This window comes from Shewanella holmiensis (assembly GCF_025370255.1).
GTDB lineage: Bacteria > Pseudomonadota > Gammaproteobacteria > Enterobacterales > Shewanellaceae > Shewanella > Shewanella holmiensis.
The window spans coordinates 160,991-178,204 of the sequence record NZ_JAMTCD010000007.1; the positions used below are offsets into that span (position 1 = coordinate 160,991).

The window sequence follows — 17,214 nt, forward strand, 5'->3', positions numbered from 1 at the left end:
CTCTTGGCTTATAGCGACGCAATAGAACCTTTAGGTAATACTGCCGCAATATAATCCTTTTTAATGGTGATTTGATTGTTGTCATTAATGGCTAATAACACGTAATCATTCTCGTCGCTGATTTTGGTGACTTTACCCAAAATACCGCCACTTGTAAGTACTTCATCACCTTTCGAAATTGAAGACATCAGGTTTTTATGTTCTTTAACACGCTTAGATTGCGGACGGAAAATCATGAAATAAAAGATTAAGCCGAACATGACTAGCATGAACACTAATTCCATTGTACCGCCACCTTGTGGAGCGCCCGCTGCGTTTGCATATGCATTTGAAATAAACATAGTTCTCTCTTCTTATAAATAAACAATTAAATGAACAATAATAAGTCTAAACAAACTGTAATTAATCTTTTAACTCAGGTACTTCTGGAACTTCACGTCCCAAACTGGTGTAGAAGTCCTTCACAAAGGCGTCTAATGTACCTGTCTGAATCGCACCACGCAAACCTTCCATCAACATTTGATAGTAACGCAGGTTATGAATGGTGTTTAAACGCGCACCTAAAATTTCATTACAACGATCTAAGTGATATAAATAGGCACGTGAATAGTTTTTACAGGTGTAACAATCACACTTGGCGTCCAGTGTTGATGTATCATCACGGTGACGCGCATTACGAATTTTAATCACACCTTCGCTGGTAAATAAATGACCATTACGGGCATTTCGCGTTGGCATTACGCAGTCAAACATGTCCACACCACGGCGAACACCTTCAACTAAATCTTCAGGTTTACCGACACCCATTAAATAGCGAGGCTTATCTTCAGGTAACTGCGGACAAACGTGCTCTAAAATGCGGTGCATGTCTTCTTTTGGCTCACCAACAGCCAGGCCACCAACGGCATAACCGTCAAACCCAATATTGGTTAATCCTGCAATTGACTCATCACGTAAATCTTCGTATACACCGCCTTGAATAATACCAAAGAGTGAATTTGGATTTTCCAAACGGTCAAACTCATCACGTGAACGTTTAGCCCAACGTAAAGACATTTGCATCGACTTACGCGCTTCATCATGTGTCGCAGGATAAGGCGTACATTCGTCAAAAATCATCACCACATCACTGCCGAGCGAATCTTGAATTTGCATCGACTTTTCAGGGTCTAAGAAAATCTTCTCACCATTAATCGGTGAACGGAAATGCACACCTTCTTCAGTGATTTTACGAATATCACCTAGGCTGAATACTTGGAATCCACCTGAATCCGTTAAAATTGGACGTTGCCAATTCATAAAGTCATGGAGATCACCATGCTTACGCATGATTTCTTCACCAGGACGTAACCATAAATGGAAAGTGTTACCTAAAAGAATATCTGCACCGGTTGCGCGCACTTCTTCAGGTGTCATCCCTTTCACAGTACCGTAAGTCCCAACAGGCATAAACGCCGGGGTTTCTACAGTTCCGCGTTCAAACACTAAACGACCACGACGAGCACGGCCGTCAGTTGTATCTAATTCAAATTTCATAAATCACCTTGCCAGATAAACAGTCTGACTCGTTGTTGTTTCAATAGTAATGAGGGCAAATATGACCAGTTCAAGTGTTGAACTGTCACATTGCCAAAAAAATGCGTTAAAAAAGCCCACATATCAGTGGGCGCTTATTTTAAATCATATTTTGCTTTTAGGGGGCTTTTTTCGTCACAAACATCGCATCGCCATAGCTAAAAAAGCGATATTTTTGCGCAATCGCGTGATGATAGGCTTGCATGACCTCATCATAACCAGCAAAAGCACTCAATAACATGATTAATGTTGACTCAGGAAGATGAAAGTTAGTTACCATGGCATCGACAACTTTGAACGTAAAACCTGGATAGATGAAGATGTCGGTATCACCACAAAACTCAGTTAATGGATTGTCACCACAAGCTTTGGCGGCACTTTCTAACGAACGAACAGAAGTGGTACCAACCGCAATCACACGATTACCGGCGGCTTTGGTTTGGGCTATTAAATCAACGACCTCTTTTGGCACATCAGCCCACTCAGAATGCATTTTATGCTCAAGCACATTATCAACGCGCACGGGTTGAAAAGTCCCCGCACCTACGTGCAACGTCACAAACGCAATATTGACACCTTTATCTTTCAAAGCCGCCAACATAGCATCATCAAAATGTAACCCTGCTGTTGGCGCAGCAACTGCCCCCGGCTTTTGGTTATAAACGGTTTGATAACGTTCTTTATCAGCATCTTCATCAGGGCGGTCAATGTAAGGCGGCAGTGGCATATGGCCGATTTGCTCTAACACTTCCAAAATAGTGAGTTCTGATAATAACTCAAGCTCGAAAAGGGTATCGTGGCGAGCCACCATTTTCATTTGATATCCGCAACCTGAATCAGAATCTAAGTCTATTAAGCTATCAACTTTCGGCGATTTTGAGCTTCGTACGTGAGCGAGAATCCGCTTATCATCAAGCATGCGCTCAACTAAAATTTCTAACTTTCCACCTGTTGATTTTTGACCAAATAAACGTGCTGGGATCACTCGGGTATTATTAAATACCATCAAGTCACCGGGATTGATCATTTGCAATAAATCAGTGAATTTTTTGTCTGCTAAGGCGCCAGTTTGGCCATCAAGAGTAAGTAAACGCGATGCATTGCGTTGCGCCGTTGGGTAACGGGCAATCAATTCATCTGGAAGCTCAAACGAAAAGTCGGTGACGCGCATAATAAGATCTCAACAAGTCTAAAAAACGGCCGCTAGTCTATGGTGACCTTGAGTGAAGATCAAGTTTAGACGATCATTTAATTAGCTTAACATTGCATGAGTTATTACTTGTAGCGCTATCTATCCGGCTCGTTTGACTCAGAAATCGTGCTGTCAACGGCATTGATTGCAGCGGATTCTATTTCTTTACCGGCATTTTTAAAATCGTCCATGGTAAAGCTGTGCGATTGATAGCGTAAATCGACCGTGACTTTGTTGCGGGTAGGCGCAGGCGTGCGACCTATTATTTTATTCAGCCAGTTTTTCATCTTCCATGATCCTAAAAACAAACGTTACTCAAGAGATAATTCGGTAGTTAATGATAATTCGGTAGTTAATAATGCTTATGTCATTGTTGTGAGGCTTATTTGTGCAGCATTTTGCTTGTCTGTGATACAGTTAGCAAACGTAATGATTGCTTTACTGACAAATACCCTTTTATTTTTAGTTGTTATCATACTGTAAAATCATTAAAAAAGAAGCATAAACTCATGAACTTTCTTGCACATTTACACCTTGCTGATATCAGTGGCACTCACTTAACGGCCAATCTAGCTGGTGATTTTGCCAAAGGTAGCATAATTGACCACCCTAAACATTTGCAGCAGGGCATTTGGTTGCATAGACAGATAGATGTGGTCACCGACAGTCATGAGATTATTATTGATTTATTAAAGCAATTTCCCAAAACGTCTCGAAGAGTTGCACCCATTTTAATTGATTTAGCTTTTGATCATTACCTGGCTTATTACTGGGAAGAATATCATCACCAATCTTTGGCCGATTTTACTCAAAAAGCCTATCAATGCATGCAAACCACTCAGCAGTTACCGGAAAAACTGCAGCATATCATCCCCAATATTGTGCAACAGGATTGGCTAAGCAGTTATCAATCTAAGCAAGGATTAAATCAAGCGATTACTGGCATAAGTAAGCGTTTGTCGAAACCCGAATTATTCAACAGTGCAATAAAAGATGTAGACAAGCTCTATATTGATATCGAAATCGCTTTTCGCACTTTTTATCCGCAACTTATGGCATATAGCCGCATTTATAGCAGAAAAACACCGGCAGAATATTTAAAGTAAACATAAGCGAAATACACATGAATAATAATCTCCCCCTTGGCCAACGCGTTAAAAGTCGCGCTTTTTGGATAAAGCAAATTCGCGATCTGTGCATTTTGTTAGCTGTTCTTTTTGCAATTGCCAGTTACTTACAACGCGATATGATAAATGGCCAGGCACCACCACTTTCGGCCATCACAGTTCAGCAACAGCCATTTATGCTTGCTAGCTCGACCAAGCCTACCTTGGTTTATTTTTGGGGAACATGGTGCCCCGCCTGCAAAGTGACCTCACCAATGATTAACAACCTTGCATCCTCTAATGACTATCAGGTTATTGCTATTGCAGTGGCATCAGGTAGTGATGAAGATATTATTCAATACATGCACAAAAATGACTTGCAGTTTACCGTGATTAACGAGGCGAATATGACGTTAGCCCCACAACAACAAAGCCTTTCACAACAATGGGGAGCGAATGCTTTTCCCGCTATCTATATTATCGATAATCAACAACAAATTCGCTTTGTGACATCAGGTATTACTACCCAGTGGGGGCTTAAAATACGGTTGTGGTTAAGCACTTTTTGATGATCATTTGACGACAAGTTTGCTAAACTCCCCCTCATCATCCGTGTTAATTTCTTCTGAGTGAACCAATGCATATTTTTAGTTATCAACCGCCTAGCATTCCTTGGTTAGATATTCGACATGTAGACAAAGACATCATCGTTATTAATAAGCCGTCGGGATTATTATCGAACCCAGGACGAGCGCCAGAGACCCATGACTGCGCGATTAGTCGCGTGATTGAGCGTTATTCCGATGCCATTTTAGTGCACCGATTAGATTGTGACACGTCAGGCATTTTAATTTTTGCCCGCAACAAAAAAGCCGAATCACTTTTGAAAACCCAATTTCAAAACCGTGAAGCGAAAAAGGTGTATATAGCCGAGGTTGCAGGCCATGTATCACCACTTTCAGGACAAATTGATTTAGCCTTAGGCCCCATAGCTGATAACCCACCTTTTCAGCAAGTAAGCGCACAGGGTAAAGTTGCGATAACCGATTATCAGGTGCTTAAGCATCGTGATAACAGTACTTTAATCGAACTCTGCCCTCACACAGGTAGAACGCATCAATTACGGGTTCACATGCTGGCTTTAGGCCACCCCATTCTAGGTGATACTTTTTATGCCGATACGGCAGCGATTAACGCAAGCCCTAGATTAAAACTGCACGCTAAATCCTTGTCTATTACTCACCCTTACAAACTGACTCAATTGACCTTTGTTAGCCCAGAGCACTTCTAATTCACGTTCAAGTTTACCTACCATTCCAGAGCCCCTATTCAATTTAAATGGGATCATCAGCCATAAAAAATGCCGACATTTCAAAGTGTCGGCATATCATTACTCAATGCGAAGATTAACGGGATTGGCGCAAATTAATTCATCGCGCCATCCGCAAAATCATTTACACAGATTTAGCTTTATTCTCAGCGGCTTCACATGCGGCAGCCGTAAAGACCACATCAGTAGAACTGTTTAATGCGGTTTCAGCAGAATCTTGAATAACCCCAATGATGAAGCCCACAGCAACCACTTGCATGGCAACATCATTCGAAATACCAAATAAACTACAGGCCAATGGGATTAGTAGTAATGATCCACCCGCCACACCCGAAGCTCCGCAAGCCGATACAGCAGCAACCACACTTAATAAAATCGCCGTCATAAAATCAACCTGAATCCCTAAAGTATGTGCCGCTGCCAAGGTTAATACCGTGATAGTAATCGCCGCGCCACCCATGTTAACTGTTGCCCCTAAAGGGATCGACACTGAATAGGTGTCTTTATGCAGTTTTAACTCTTCACATAAAGCCATGTTAACTGGGATGTTAGCAGCACTTGAACGGGTAAAAAATGCCGTCACGCCGCTTTCACGTAGGCACTTAAACACTAATGGATAAGGATTACGCTTAATTTTGATGTAAACAATCAATGGATTTACCACAAGTGCAATAAATAACATTGCGCCAACTAACACCAATAATAACTGGGCATAACCGGCTAATGCAGCAAAGCCAGTTGTGGCAAAAGTGGCCGCGACCAAACCAAATATACCAATAGGCGCAAGGCGAATAACAAAGCGTACAATACTGGATACCGCATCGCTTAAATCAGCTAGCATTTGCTTAGTTGAATCACTTGCATGGTGCATAGCAACACCTAAACCCACACCCCAAGCCAAAATACCGATGTAATTGCCGGTCATAAGTGCATTTACAGGATTATCGACCACTTTAAACAATAAGGTATTCAGTACCTCACCAATGCCCTGTGGTGGATTTGAACCTTCAATCCCCGTTGCGAGTAATAATGTGGTCGGGAACATAAAACTGAATACAACCGCGGTAATGGCCGCTGCGAGTGTGCCGAGTAAATACAACACAATAATAGGACGCATATTGGTGTGACTATCTTTCTTCTGATTCGCGATAGAAGATGCCACAAGGATAAAAACTAAAATAGGCGCAATAGCTTTTAACGCACCGACAAATAAATCACCTAAAAAAGCAACTTGCCCAGCCGCCGACGTTGAAACCGATGCGAGGATCACCCCTAAAATGATCCCGCCGATAATTTGTAGCACTAGGCTACCGTTCACAATACGCGCAAACAGCGATGTGTTTTGATTCATGACTTAACCTTCAAATTTATTTTATTATTTTTATCTGTTATTCAGATATAGAGGTTGTATATCAGGATGCTATGGGCAAAGTCTAGCAAAGGCGGTTAATTAAACTGAAAATTACTCAAAATTCGCAACCTGACCACATTTATTAAACATGCTCAGGTGCAACGGCAGCATAATTAGCCGATTTGGCAGTTAAGTGAGAGGGGCGGTGAGATATCGATGGATTAAATCTTAGCGGCATAATTGATAACAGATTAAACTGGAGTATTAAGCGTTTAATGAAAACCGATAATGCCTACCAAACCACCTAGAACAGGTAAAGAAATAGCTTCAACTGACAGTACTTACCCTCTTCTATAGAATGGCTGGAGTTAGGTTTAATCAACGCTCATTCACGCATGAACGCATTCACGGCAATGCGACTATAAATACAAACAAGCCAAAGTACCCAGTGGTTTGACTCAGCATTACTGCAATGCCAACAGCTTACTTGGATAAAAATTGTGCGCCCCGAAGCATAGCTTCAATCAGTTCTTTGGCATCAAACTTGGTTAGAGCTTCATTCGCGCCAACCTGCTTGGCCTGGCTTAAGCTAATCTCACTTGAAAGCGAGGTATGCAAAATAATATACGCCTTAGCGATTTCAGGATTATCTTTTACTTCAAATGACAACTCATAACCGTCTAACCCTGGCATTTCAATATCGCTGACCAACAGGTCAACAGGCTTACGCTCTTTTGCCGCCTCCACCATCATCATTAAAGCTTCATGGCCATTAGAGGTCACTTCATAAGAAATATTGATTGAATCAAGCGCATCGGATAACTGCTTGCGGGCCACTTTAGAGTCATCGACAATTAAAATTCGCAGCGGTTTGAGTTTTTCGCGTTGTACGTCGGTCAAAATAGCGCGGTTAACGGTAGGATCATTGGGAAAAATCTTAGATAAAAGCAACTCAACGTCGAGTAACTGTACCAAGCGGCCATCAAAACGGGTAACGCCGGTTAAGTAAGCATTTTTACCTAAACTACTTGATGGTGGTTCAATATCACGCCAATTACATTCAATGATTTTATCAATGGCGCGTACCACAAAACCAATAACCATCCGCTGACAATCTGTGATGATGATAAAACAATTTTTCAACTCACTTTGTTCAATCGGCCGAAAACCAATGGCAGCCGCCATATCGATAACCGGAATAGTGCCACCTCGAACGGTCGCCGCCCCCATAATACTAGGATGAGAATTAGGGATTTTAGTCAATTCGGTAAAAGGGACTAATTCACGTATTTTAAGCGTGCCCAAAGCGAATAGCTGCGAGTGATTCAAGTGGAATAACAACAACCCTTGTGATTGACTAGCTTTACTCTGCTTTGACGCCATTAACGTTCCTCTATCGATAAAAATGAGTTCAAATTATTGCGACTTAATTAGTCACATTCCTATCATAACCCTAGGGTCTGTTGATCTTTGCTGGTGGAATTTTGTTCGAGATAAAAACGAATTAAGCGCGGCGAGTGAATTGTAGCCTAGCAATCTAAGCAAAACTCACTCAACAAAGCGTAATTCGTTTTTAGCCGAATCCTTCGGACAGCGTTTGTTGGCCATTTTTACTGCGTTATCGGCTTATTATGTAGAATAACTACACGGCAAAGCCTCTGCCTTGTATAAATGGTCAACAATTCGCTGCAAAAACAACCTTGAAAGATCAACAGACCCTAAACACATCAACGAAACGGTATTGTAATACCGTCAAACATTTTAGGGTATAAACTGACTATAGCATCAACATCAAATAATGATGGCGTTATTCATTAAAAAATCCTGAAAAAACATCATCAAAGTTGTGATTCAATAGGCAAAAGCGATAGGGATTTTGCCGAAAATCGTTGCCACCAGCTTGTTTCAGGCTCTTGTTGATAATAGGTTTGATTTTGAATATCCAACCATTGTAATTGTTCATCTTTATATTCAAGCAAATACGCCCATTTTGAGATGCTGTTATCAATGCTTTCAACAATTAATTGCGTTAATTCAGGGTTTTCAATAATCACCCCCATTTCAGTATTTAACCAGGCTGAACGTGGATCAAAGTTAAAGGAGCCGACAAATAAATGCTGCTTATCAATCGCAATCATTTTGGCATGCAAGCTGCTGCGCGAGCTTCCCGCTAGAGTCGACTTTTTCGCTTTGGTTTTATCATTAGCGGGATGGGCTTTCATTTCATATATGGTTACCCCGCCTTTGACTAAACGTTCTCGATAATGAATATAACCAGCATGTACCGCCAGCACGTCGGTGGCGGCAAGTGAGTTAGTAATAATGGTGACTTTCTTGCCTTGTTTTACCGCCGCTATCAAGGCATCAGCGCCTTTCTCGGTTGGCACAAAATAAGGCGACAACATGACCATTTCGTCATTGGTTTTTTGAAAGAATAGATTTAAATCATCCAGTAAAATAGGCTCATCGAGTTGATTTAGCTTATTCGGCATATCATAAATCAGCTCAGCATCAGACCAAAACCAGTTCAATTGATGGTTAAGCATTTGATATAAAAACTGCGACTGGGCTAAACGCAGCAGATATGGATGATCGAGCACCGATTGATGATAATCCCTAAAATACTGCTGAATTTCATCGGCTGCAGGTTGGTTAGATGTTCTTACAAACAGTTGTTCAATAGGCCTAACTTGAGATGAGTTCCAGTACAGGTCAAATTGCTCAGACACCTGCTCAACAACCTTACCCACCATCAATACATCAAAATCACCAAACTCAACGTTGTGGTTTGCCGAGTAATATTCATCGCCTATGTTTCTGCCACCCACCACGCTCACTAAATTATCAATAGTGAGCGATTTATTATGCATTCTATGGTTTAAGCGCGAAAAGTTATTTAAAAACGCTATATTACGAAAAGTTCGATCATCGGCTGGATTGAAAATACGAATACTAATATTAGGGTGAGCGGCAAGGTTTAATATGCCTAAGTCACGCCCTTTGGTGGTCATGTCATCCACTAATAACCTTACCCTTACGCCACGCTCTGCGGCGTTATAAAGGTGTAAGGTTAATAGCTTGCCTGTTTCGTCATCATGATAAAGATAATATTGCAAATCGATAGACACGCTGGCGCTATCAATCATCAATAATCGCGACGTAAAAGCATCTAAGCCATCATGTAAAGGATAAATGCCATTATGCGTTTCCAGTTCAGGAAGTTGCTGCAAATACTGAGCTAAAGGTGTGTTATCAGGTTTGGCGAGTTGATATTCAAGCGGCGCGGTGGGGTAAACATAATGGGTTGAACATCCGCTGACAAATAATGCCAATAAAAAAATAGATGCGTAATAAGAAAATAGCGGCCTTAACATCCTGTAGCGAAACATGTTTTGCTCCTTTAAACAAAAATGAGCTAATTGACTAAGTTAATCCCTTGGCCAAATAGCTCATTCAATCGAGGCTGTATGCTGTTTTAATTCGACGGGCTTTGTAATGTGTAAAGCACATCATAGACAAACTGATCCCAGCCCTCAGCATCAAATGCTAAACCACTGGCATTACGAACTTGGCTGACCGCGTGCACTGGAGCCGCACCGTTTTCCATTAAATAATAAGCCATCATTAGCTCAGTACGATTGATACCTGAACGGCAATGTAACAATACTGCTTTATTTTGCGCTTCGGCTTGGCGAATAAACTCAAGTACCTTGGGCATGATTTCAGCGCAAATGTGCACATCTTCAGGCTTGGGCGGAATATTATCCGGCAAGTTAAATATTTGATGTTCGATGCCCAAATCAGCCATCTGTTGTGTATCACACATAGCGCCATCATTCAGTGATGCTATCGCACCAAAACCTGCGGCTTTTAACTCTGCTAAATCCCATGCATCTTTATTGGGACCACTGCGTCCTGCAAGTTGCCCATCAATTAACCAAAAAACTTGTTTCATATACCTACTACTTAATCTGGTTTTGTTGACCATACTTCGACGTTTACAGCGGGAAGTTTTTTACGCTTCTTTTTACCTGTACCGGCGGGTTTGGCCATTGGTTTAACGATTTGCGCACTTAATGGCATTTCTTCATCTGCCTCAAAGCCTGCAACTTGCTCACGCTCAAGGCGGATCTTATTCTTTTTCTCAATCACTGAGAAATGATGATAATCATCATGACATACCAAACTAATTGCCAGGCCAACTTCACCGGCTCGGCCACTTCGACCAATTCGATGCATATAATCAGCTGGACTTCTTGGTAAATCAAAATTAATCACCACGGGTAATTTATCAATATCAATACCCCGTGACGCAATATCGGTGGCAATTAATACATCAATTTCAGATGATTTGAAAGCCTCTAATACACGATTTCTTGCACCTTGGGCTTTATCACCATGAAACACCTCAGCATTAATGCCTCTTTTAGCTAATTTTTGCGCTAAATGTTCACAGGTATTTTTAGCATTGACGAAAATGAGTGCTTGTCGCCAGTGATTCTCATTAATTAAATGAGCCAATAATGCAGTTTTACTTTCACGATTTACGGTAAAAACGCGTTGTACCAGGGTGCTCGCTTCAGCACTTTGCATTTGAATTTCAAGAGGATTTGTTAATAACGATGAGGCTAAAGCTTGCACATCTTCCGGAAAAGTCGCTGAAAACAACAAGGTTTGCTTTTTCTTTGGCATTAACTCAAGCACTTGATTTAACTCTTCGGTAAAACCAAGACTTAACATGCGGTCAGCTTCATCTAACACTAAATGCGTCACTTTGTTTAACTTAAGTGCATTTGACGACAATAAATCTAACAATCGACCCGGTGTAGCAACAACCACATCCGCACCACCACGTAATGCCAACATTTGGGTATTAATCGACACACCACCAAATACAGCTACCGTTTTAATCAAGCCATTTAAGTGGCTAGAGTAAGACTGAAAACTATCAGCAACCTGCTTGGCCAATTCACGAGTTGGCACTAACACTAAACAACTGACATTATTTTGCTTAGAAGCACCGCGCTGGGTGTTCACACTTAAATGTTGAATAATGGGTAACGCAAACGCTGCCGTTTTACCAGAACCGGTATTCGCCCCCGCTAGCACGTCTTTACCTTGTAATAAGGCCGGAATAGTGGCTGCCTGCACAGGTGTGGCCGTGGTGTAGTTCAGCTCAGTGAGTCGTGCAAGTAAAGGTGCAGACAAACCAAAATCAGTAAAAGTAGCCGCTTGGGTCATGAATCAATTCAGTCAATTAAGATAAACGCTGATTTTACCTTAATTTAGCCAAAGAGGCTAGAAACACGGGGCGAGACACCAGTGTTATCACAGCTAAAAGTGACGCACTGTAGCGATTTAAACATCGCAAGGAAGAAGGATGAACACTTAAATCGAAAACCGACTTCAAACTCTGAACACACCATCAATGGGCTCTCGATGCCAACATGCTTGCGCCAGTTTATGAATAGTGTGTCTATACCCAAACGACCTGAAGATGCGCGATTTCAGCAAGAGTTTACACGCGTTTAAGCAAGGCATTGATTGCGAGTAATGGCTATTCCCTTTCTAAAATCAATAACGCAGCATAAACGCGTGTAAAACTTGCCCTTTGGGAGTTTCACCGTGTTCCCCTGATTGTTAAATCAACAGCGTTGTTGCGTTAAATTATAAGGTACCTACATTACCGCATTAACGCGCCTAGTATTGAAAACACGGTGAAGCTCTGAAACATGCATCTTCAGGTTGATTGGGTATATAACGCGATGAACTATTTGCAATGCAGCCTTTGTTAATAAGTCTATTTCTATACTCTGTGTGACTTATCAGCCTCTAACCCTAATAAAAATTGCTTCATCTCTAAGCCATAGGCATAGCCCGTTAACTTGCCATTTTTGCCTATTACCCTATGGCAAGGCACAATAATCGCTATGGGGTTAGCGCCGTTGGCTGCTCCCACTGCCCTTACCGCTTTAGGACGTTCAATACGCTGGGCAATATCAGCATAGCTACAAACTTCGCCAAACTGCATTGCCGCTAATGCTTGCCATACTTGGTGCTGAAAAACCGTACCTTTGGGCGCTAAGGCTAATTCAAATGCTTGGCGCGTACCGGCAAAGTATTCACTTAATTGTCCCTTTACTGCGTTAATATGCTGCTGTGCGCGCATTTTGTTGTTGTCTGAACAAGCAGCTATGGGGAGTTCATTTACAGCACACTCCTCAACTTGATCTGATTGACGGTTTAGATCCACAACCGTCAAATGGGTTAAGCCCATAGCTGACCCCTTTAACGACAAAATCCCAACAGGGCTGGTAAGGAGCACTTCTAACACTGGCGGCTGATATTCAATGACCATATTGATTTCCTTTATTAAACTGTTAAGCCTTAAGTATTTGCCCAAAGTTGGAACGTTAGATAGCTGCCCCAAGGAGCAATTTGCTGCGCGATGTCATCGGCTAACTCGATATACTGTTTTGGGGTATCAAGCGCCACGGTAAGTGGTTGGCAAAAGGCTTTTAAGCGATTTTTAATCACTAAGTCGCCAGATAAAAACACATTAGGATTACTTTGGCCGCGCATTTGCGCATAGGCCACAGTCCAGGGGCCAATCCCTTTTACATTTAGCCAATCACTCGGTGTTGAACGTGGGTTATCATGCACAAACTGCCCTAGCCCATTTAAAGCTAACTTTCTTGCCCCAGGCATTTTTAGCGCGTCTAAACTAGCCGTTGCAATAGCAAGCGGGGTTGGAAATAAACGATACTCTTGCTGATTTATCACAATTAACTCACCATAATGTACCACGAGCGTATTCAATAACTTAGACGCTTGTACCACACTCACTTGTTGCCCCAGAACTGCACGGCACGCCGCCTCGAACACTGTAAAGGTAGCAGGGATCCGTAACCCCTTAACCATACTTAAATCATTGATTAAGGTTAGGCCTTGAAGATGATTTAACAACACGGGTTTAATGTCTTGCAACTTATGCTCAATTGTCGCCATATCAGCATCAAGGTCGAGCATCTTGCGGACTGCATTTACCACGTTTGCCAAGTAGCGGCTATCGGCTGGACGAACAAAGCTGACGGTTAATGCAAACTGCGCTTTGCTTGCGATATGCTTAACCGCAAATATGCCTTTCACCCCATCTAAATCAAAACTGCGACCATAAGCATTATCCGACAGCCACTCCATTTGGCTAACTTGCCTTAAATGATAAAAATCATGCATGGCTTGCCAATTAAGTGGTGGGCGATAACTTAACTTTAAGGAAATAGACGAGTTTACCGTGCCAGCAGCAAGCGTGCGTGTAGATCTCGAATCGCTCGGCTGTGGATTTATTGATTTCCTTAACGCACTCGGGGTTAATAACAATGCTTGTTTAAAGGCATCATTAAAGCTGCGAATACTATTAAATCCCGCCGCTAAGGCGATTTCAGTAATGGGCATACTGGTTTGATGCAAGAGTTTTTTAGCAAACATCACTTGTTGGTACACCGCATAACGCTTAGGCGAAGTACCTAAATATTGATTAAATAACTTCACCAAATAGCGACTACTGATCCCTAATTTTTCAGACAGCAGCTCAACACTTAAAGCGTTATCCCCCGCCATTGCACCAGCATCAATCAACTTGACGGCTCGTTGCAATGTCGTTTGCGTGCCCATCCAAGCATAGGAATGCGGCGCACTGTCTGGACGACAACGTAAACAGGGCCTTAGTCCGTGATTGGCGGCTTTTATACTGGTATCAAAATAGCGAACATTTTTTTCATGGGGAGGTGATGCAGGACAAATTGAGCGGCAATAAATCCCCGTACTAAACACCCCGGTGAAAAACTGTCCATCAAATCGTGCATCTCGGCTTAGCCTCGCCTGACGGCAAACTTCAGCCAATAAGGCGCAATCATGTTCAGGTAATCTAGGCACAGCGAATCCAACAAAGGTGATATTGACAACTACTCTACAATAGCCAGTTTAGAAGCACTAGCGAAAATCGGAACTCAAGCTAATGTCTGCTGCACACTTTATTGTCCAAATTATCCCTTAACTCAACATCAAAGATAAACAAGCGCAAGTAGTTCAGGTATCCTAAGGATGAATTTTTTGATGAATAATTAGAGCCCTGCATGTTTAACTTTTTTGAATCATTAGTAAAACCCTTACCGCCAGAAGAACCCACCCAGCCGCCAACAGGCTTATATGCTTTTTGTCGTCATTACACTAAAGGGTTTGGTGCACCACTTATTATCATGTCAATTCTGACAGCATTATTAGCCATGTTAGAAGTGTCATTGTTTGGGTTTATGGGGCAACTTGTCGATTGGCTAGTCACCAAAAATCCTGACACCTTATGGCAAGAAGAAAGCACCACATTAATTACCATGTCGGTCATTGTATTGGTGATCATTCCACTTTTGGTATTACTGCACTCATTGATTGTTCACCAAACGCTACTAGGCAATTACCCGATGGCCATTCGATGGTTAGCGCATCGTTATTTACTTAAGCAAAGTATTTCCTTCTATCAAGATGACTTTGCCGGTCGTGTGGCAACTAAGGTGATGCAAACTGCCCTTGCTGTGCGAGAAACAGTGATGAAGCTATTAGATGTATTGATGTACATCTTGATTTACTTCACCTCAATGTTAGTCATGATAGCCAGTGCAGATGTGCGTTTGATGCTGCCTATGCTGATCTGGCTTTTTGCTTATGTAACCATTCAATGGAAGTTAGTGCCAAAGCTTAAAGCCATCTCTGCCGAGCAGGCTGATGCCCGCTCAAGTATGACCGGCCGTATTGTTGACAGCTACACCAATATTTCAACCGTTAAACTGTTTTCACACACTAAACAAGAAGCAGATTATGCCCAAGACAGCATGATGACCTTCTTAAAAACCGTTTATGGTCAAATGCGTTTAGTTACGGTGATCAGTGTATTGGTGCAAATTATCAATTACCTTTTGGCCTTTACCATTGCTGCTGTGTCTATTTGGTTATGGGCGGACGACGCCATTACTGTCGGCGCTATCGCTATCGCGGTGAGCTTAGCACTGCGCTTAAACGGCATGTCACAATGGATCATGTGGGAAATTAGCTCACTATTTGAAAACATCGGTACCGTTACCGATGGCATGAATACCTTATCCAAACCAATTGCTATTGAAGATAAGCCGCAAGCTAAAGCGCTTAATGTCAGCCAAGGTAAAATTGATTTTAACCAAGTCAGCTTTCACTATGGTGAAAAAACGGGTGTAATTGACAACCTTGCATTAAACATTAAACCCGGTGAAAAAGTCGGTTTAGTGGGACGCTCTGGCGCAGGTAAATCAACATTGGTGAACCTGTTAATGCGCTTCCATGATGTCGAAAAAGGACAGATATTAATCGATGACCAGCCTTTAACCGATGTCACCCAAGATTCCTTGCGCGCACATATTGGCATGGTAACTCAAGATACCTCCCTGCTTCACCGCTCTATCCGTGAAAACATCTTATATGGCGACCCACACGCAACTGATGAGCAATTGATGTCGGCAATTAAACAAGCCCAGGCCTATGACTTTATTCAAGATTTGACCGACCCCCATGGCAATGTCGGCTTAGACGCCCAGGTTGGTGAGCGCGGTGTCAAGCTATCAGGTGGACAACGACAACGTGTTGCCATTGCCAGGGTACTGCTGAAAAACGCACCAATTTTGATTTTAGATGAAGCCACCTCAGCACTCGATTCTGAAGTCGAAGCCGCAATCCAAGAGTCGTTATATGAATTAATGGAAGGTAAAACCGTTATTGCCATCGCCCATCGTCTATCGACTATTGCCGCAATGGATAGATTAATAGTACTCGACCAAGGCAAAATTATTGAGCAAGGAACACATCAAGAACTGATTGCTTCAGATGGCATTTATAGCCAGCTTTGGGCACATCAAACCGGTGGATTTTTAGGGATTGATTAGAGTGGAGTAATGGTAAAAATGTAGTCTCTAACTAACCACACCTAGCATTAATAATCTGACTATTTGAAAACACCTGCTCCAGGATAAACTTGGAGCAGTTGATGACAATCATTGCGACCAAATAGATAGCACTTTTAATTGCGAGCTGGTTAGTCGTTGGCTAGGGGCTGGCCATATACAGCTCCTAGGCAGAAGTTTTTCAGGAAGGCGCTATTTATGGCATAGATAACTAACCTAAGGATTTTAAGGGCACGACTTCCCCCCAATGGCAACAAATCAACCCATTGACATTAAAACAAGTGGCACAGCAAGAGTTTATGCTCCACCGGTGATAGTTACCCGTGGCGTTCTGGATAAAATAAAGTCAGATCTATAAGGTAAACTACCTGTTTGGCAGATAGTCACACTACATACATCCCTGTTGCAATGCAGTACTTAACAGCCTTGTTCTTTTCAAACGGTATTAGCCCAGGGCTACCGCATGAGTGATTGCATTTTATACAACTCGTGAAAGTTTATTAAACGAAACGCCGTGAAATCATCCATGATGGCTTAACAACTGCGTCCATGCAGTTGATATTCGATTAATAAACTTCCACTAATTGGGCGAAAAGTATTCGCGATCTCACCCTGGGTATTAGCCTCCTTATCATTAATAATGATGTGCCGACTCGCTTAAAAATCGATCATGGTAA

Annotated in this window: 15 protein-coding genes; 4 read left to right on the top strand and 11 right to left on the bottom strand. The window is 42.1% G+C overall.

Going from position 1 to position 17,214, the window contains the following annotated elements; genetic code table 11:
• Window positions 1–8: 8 nt before the first annotated feature.
• From yajC to NE535_RS07835, 4 genes are all read right to left on the bottom strand, one after another.
• Window positions 9–341, bottom strand: a complete 333-nt coding sequence (gene yajC / locus NE535_RS07820) for a preprotein translocase subunit YajC (RefSeq protein WP_188841037.1) — start codon at window positions 339–341, stop codon at window positions 9–11.
• Between the two features lie 61 nt (window positions 342–402).
• On the bottom strand, window positions 403–1,536 hold the full coding sequence (tgt, locus tag NE535_RS07825) for a tRNA guanosine(34) transglycosylase Tgt (RefSeq protein WP_261298089.1): 1,134 nt from the start codon (window positions 1,534–1,536) through the stop codon (window positions 403–405).
• Between the two features lie 157 nt (window positions 1,537–1,693).
• Entirely contained in the window at window positions 1,694–2,746 is a 1,053-nt protein-coding gene (queA, locus tag NE535_RS07830) for a tRNA preQ1(34) S-adenosylmethionine ribosyltransferase-isomerase QueA (RefSeq protein WP_261298090.1), read from the bottom strand.
• A gap of 116 nt (window positions 2,747–2,862) precedes the next feature.
• Window positions 2,863–3,054, bottom strand: coding sequence for a hypothetical protein (locus tag NE535_RS07835; RefSeq protein ID WP_261298091.1), 192 nt, complete (start codon window positions 3,052–3,054; stop codon window positions 2,863–2,865).
• Between the two features lie 222 nt (window positions 3,055–3,276).
• Here NE535_RS07835 and NE535_RS07840 point away from each other — a divergent pair, with 222 nt between their 5' ends.
• The 3 genes from NE535_RS07840 to NE535_RS07850 all read left to right on the top strand — a co-directional run bounded on the left by NE535_RS07840 (window position 3,277) and on the right by NE535_RS07850 (window position 5,164).
• On the top strand, window positions 3,277–3,873 hold the full coding sequence (locus tag NE535_RS07840; protein WP_261298092.1) for an acyl carrier protein phosphodiesterase: 597 nt from the start codon (window positions 3,277–3,279) through the stop codon (window positions 3,871–3,873).
• Between the two features lie 17 nt (window positions 3,874–3,890).
• On the top strand, window positions 3,891–4,442 hold the full coding sequence (locus tag NE535_RS07845; RefSeq protein ID WP_261298093.1) for a protein disulfide oxidoreductase: 552 nt from the start codon (window positions 3,891–3,893) through the stop codon (window positions 4,440–4,442).
• A 68-nt stretch (window positions 4,443–4,510) separates the two neighbouring features.
• Window positions 4,511–5,164: a pseudouridine synthase gene (locus NE535_RS07850; protein ID WP_261298094.1), complete on the top strand. Its 654-nt coding sequence runs from the start codon at window positions 4,511–4,513 to the stop codon at window positions 5,162–5,164.
• 163 nt (window positions 5,165–5,327) lie between these two features.
• On the opposite strand, the gene sstT is transcribed toward NE535_RS07850, so the two are convergent.
• The 7 genes from sstT to NE535_RS07890 form a co-directional block, all read right to left on the bottom strand.
• Window positions 5,328–6,554: a serine/threonine transporter SstT gene (gene sstT / locus NE535_RS07855; protein ID WP_261298095.1), complete on the bottom strand. Its 1,227-nt coding sequence runs from the start codon at window positions 6,552–6,554 to the stop codon at window positions 5,328–5,330.
• 483 nt (window positions 6,555–7,037) lie between these two features.
• Window positions 7,038–7,937 (bottom strand): chemotaxis protein, encoded by a 900-nt coding sequence (locus NE535_RS07860; RefSeq protein WP_261298096.1) that lies wholly within the window; start codon window positions 7,935–7,937, stop codon window positions 7,038–7,040.
• Window positions 7,938–8,392: 455 nt separating this feature from the next.
• The gene (locus NE535_RS07870; protein WP_261298097.1) at window positions 8,393–9,943 is read right to left on the bottom strand and encodes a phospholipase D family protein; all 1,551 of its coding nucleotides are present in this window, start codon (window positions 9,941–9,943) and stop codon (window positions 8,393–8,395) included.
• Between the two features lie 86 nt (window positions 9,944–10,029).
• Complete coding sequence (locus NE535_RS07875; protein WP_261298098.1) at window positions 10,030–10,509, bottom strand: dual specificity protein phosphatase family protein; 480 nt, start codon at window positions 10,507–10,509, stop codon at window positions 10,030–10,032.
• Between the two features lie 11 nt (window positions 10,510–10,520).
• Window positions 10,521–11,795, bottom strand: coding sequence for a DEAD/DEAH box helicase (locus NE535_RS07880; RefSeq protein ID WP_261298099.1), 1,275 nt, complete (start codon window positions 11,793–11,795; stop codon window positions 10,521–10,523).
• A gap of 565 nt (window positions 11,796–12,360) precedes the next feature.
• A complete protein-coding gene (locus tag NE535_RS07885; RefSeq protein WP_261298100.1) occupies window positions 12,361–12,912 on the bottom strand; it encodes a methylated-DNA--[protein]-cysteine S-methyltransferase in 552 nt (183 codons plus the stop codon).
• A gap of 29 nt (window positions 12,913–12,941) precedes the next feature.
• The gene (locus NE535_RS07890; protein WP_261298101.1) at window positions 12,942–14,489 is read right to left on the bottom strand and encodes a DNA-3-methyladenine glycosylase 2 family protein; all 1,548 of its coding nucleotides are present in this window, start codon (window positions 14,487–14,489) and stop codon (window positions 12,942–12,944) included.
• Between the two features lie 200 nt (window positions 14,490–14,689).
• Here NE535_RS07890 and NE535_RS07895 point away from each other — a divergent pair, with 200 nt between their 5' ends.
• Window positions 14,690–16,519 carry an ABC transporter ATP-binding protein gene (locus NE535_RS07895; RefSeq protein WP_261298102.1) on the top strand — a complete coding sequence of 610 codons (1,830 nt, stop codon included), beginning with the start codon at window positions 14,690–14,692 and terminating at the stop codon, window positions 16,517–16,519.
• Window positions 16,520–17,214: the final 695 nt, after the last annotated feature.

Excerpts from the sequence above, each read along its gene's own strand:
- yajC (WP_188841037.1), bottom strand. The coding sequence starts at position 341 with ATGTTTATTTCAAATGCATATGCAAACGCAGCGGGCGCTCCACAAGGT.
- tgt (WP_261298089.1), bottom strand. The coding sequence starts at position 1,536 with ATGAAATTTGAATTAGATACAACTGACGGCCGTGCTCGTCGTGGTCGT.
- queA (WP_261298090.1), bottom strand. The coding sequence starts at position 2,746 with ATGCGCGTCACCGACTTTTCGTTTGAGCTTCCAGATGAATTGATTGCC.
- NE535_RS07835 (WP_261298091.1), bottom strand. The coding sequence starts at position 3,054 with ATGAAAAACTGGCTGAATAAAATAATAGGTCGCACGCCTGCGCCTACC.
- NE535_RS07840 (WP_261298092.1), top strand. The coding sequence starts at position 3,277 with ATGAACTTTCTTGCACATTTACACCTTGCTGATATCAGTGGCACTCAC.
- NE535_RS07845 (WP_261298093.1), top strand. The coding sequence starts at position 3,891 with ATGAATAATAATCTCCCCCTTGGCCAACGCGTTAAAAGTCGCGCTTTT.
- NE535_RS07850 (WP_261298094.1), top strand. The coding sequence starts at position 4,511 with ATGCATATTTTTAGTTATCAACCGCCTAGCATTCCTTGGTTAGATATT.
- sstT (WP_261298095.1), bottom strand. The coding sequence starts at position 6,554 with ATGAATCAAAACACATCGCTGTTTGCGCGTATTGTGAACGGTAGCCTA.
- NE535_RS07860 (WP_261298096.1), bottom strand. The coding sequence starts at position 7,937 with ATGGCGTCAAAGCAGAGTAAAGCTAGTCAATCACAAGGGTTGTTGTTA.
- NE535_RS07870 (WP_261298097.1), bottom strand. The coding sequence starts at position 9,943 with ATGTTTCGCTACAGGATGTTAAGGCCGCTATTTTCTTATTACGCATCT.
- NE535_RS07875 (WP_261298098.1), bottom strand. The coding sequence starts at position 10,509 with ATGAAACAAGTTTTTTGGTTAATTGATGGGCAACTTGCAGGACGCAGT.
- NE535_RS07880 (WP_261298099.1), bottom strand. The coding sequence starts at position 11,795 with ATGACCCAAGCGGCTACTTTTACTGATTTTGGTTTGTCTGCACCTTTA.
- NE535_RS07885 (WP_261298100.1), bottom strand. The coding sequence starts at position 12,912 with ATGGTCATTGAATATCAGCCGCCAGTGTTAGAAGTGCTCCTTACCAGC.
- NE535_RS07895 (WP_261298102.1), top strand. The coding sequence starts at position 14,690 with ATGTTTAACTTTTTTGAATCATTAGTAAAACCCTTACCGCCAGAAGAA.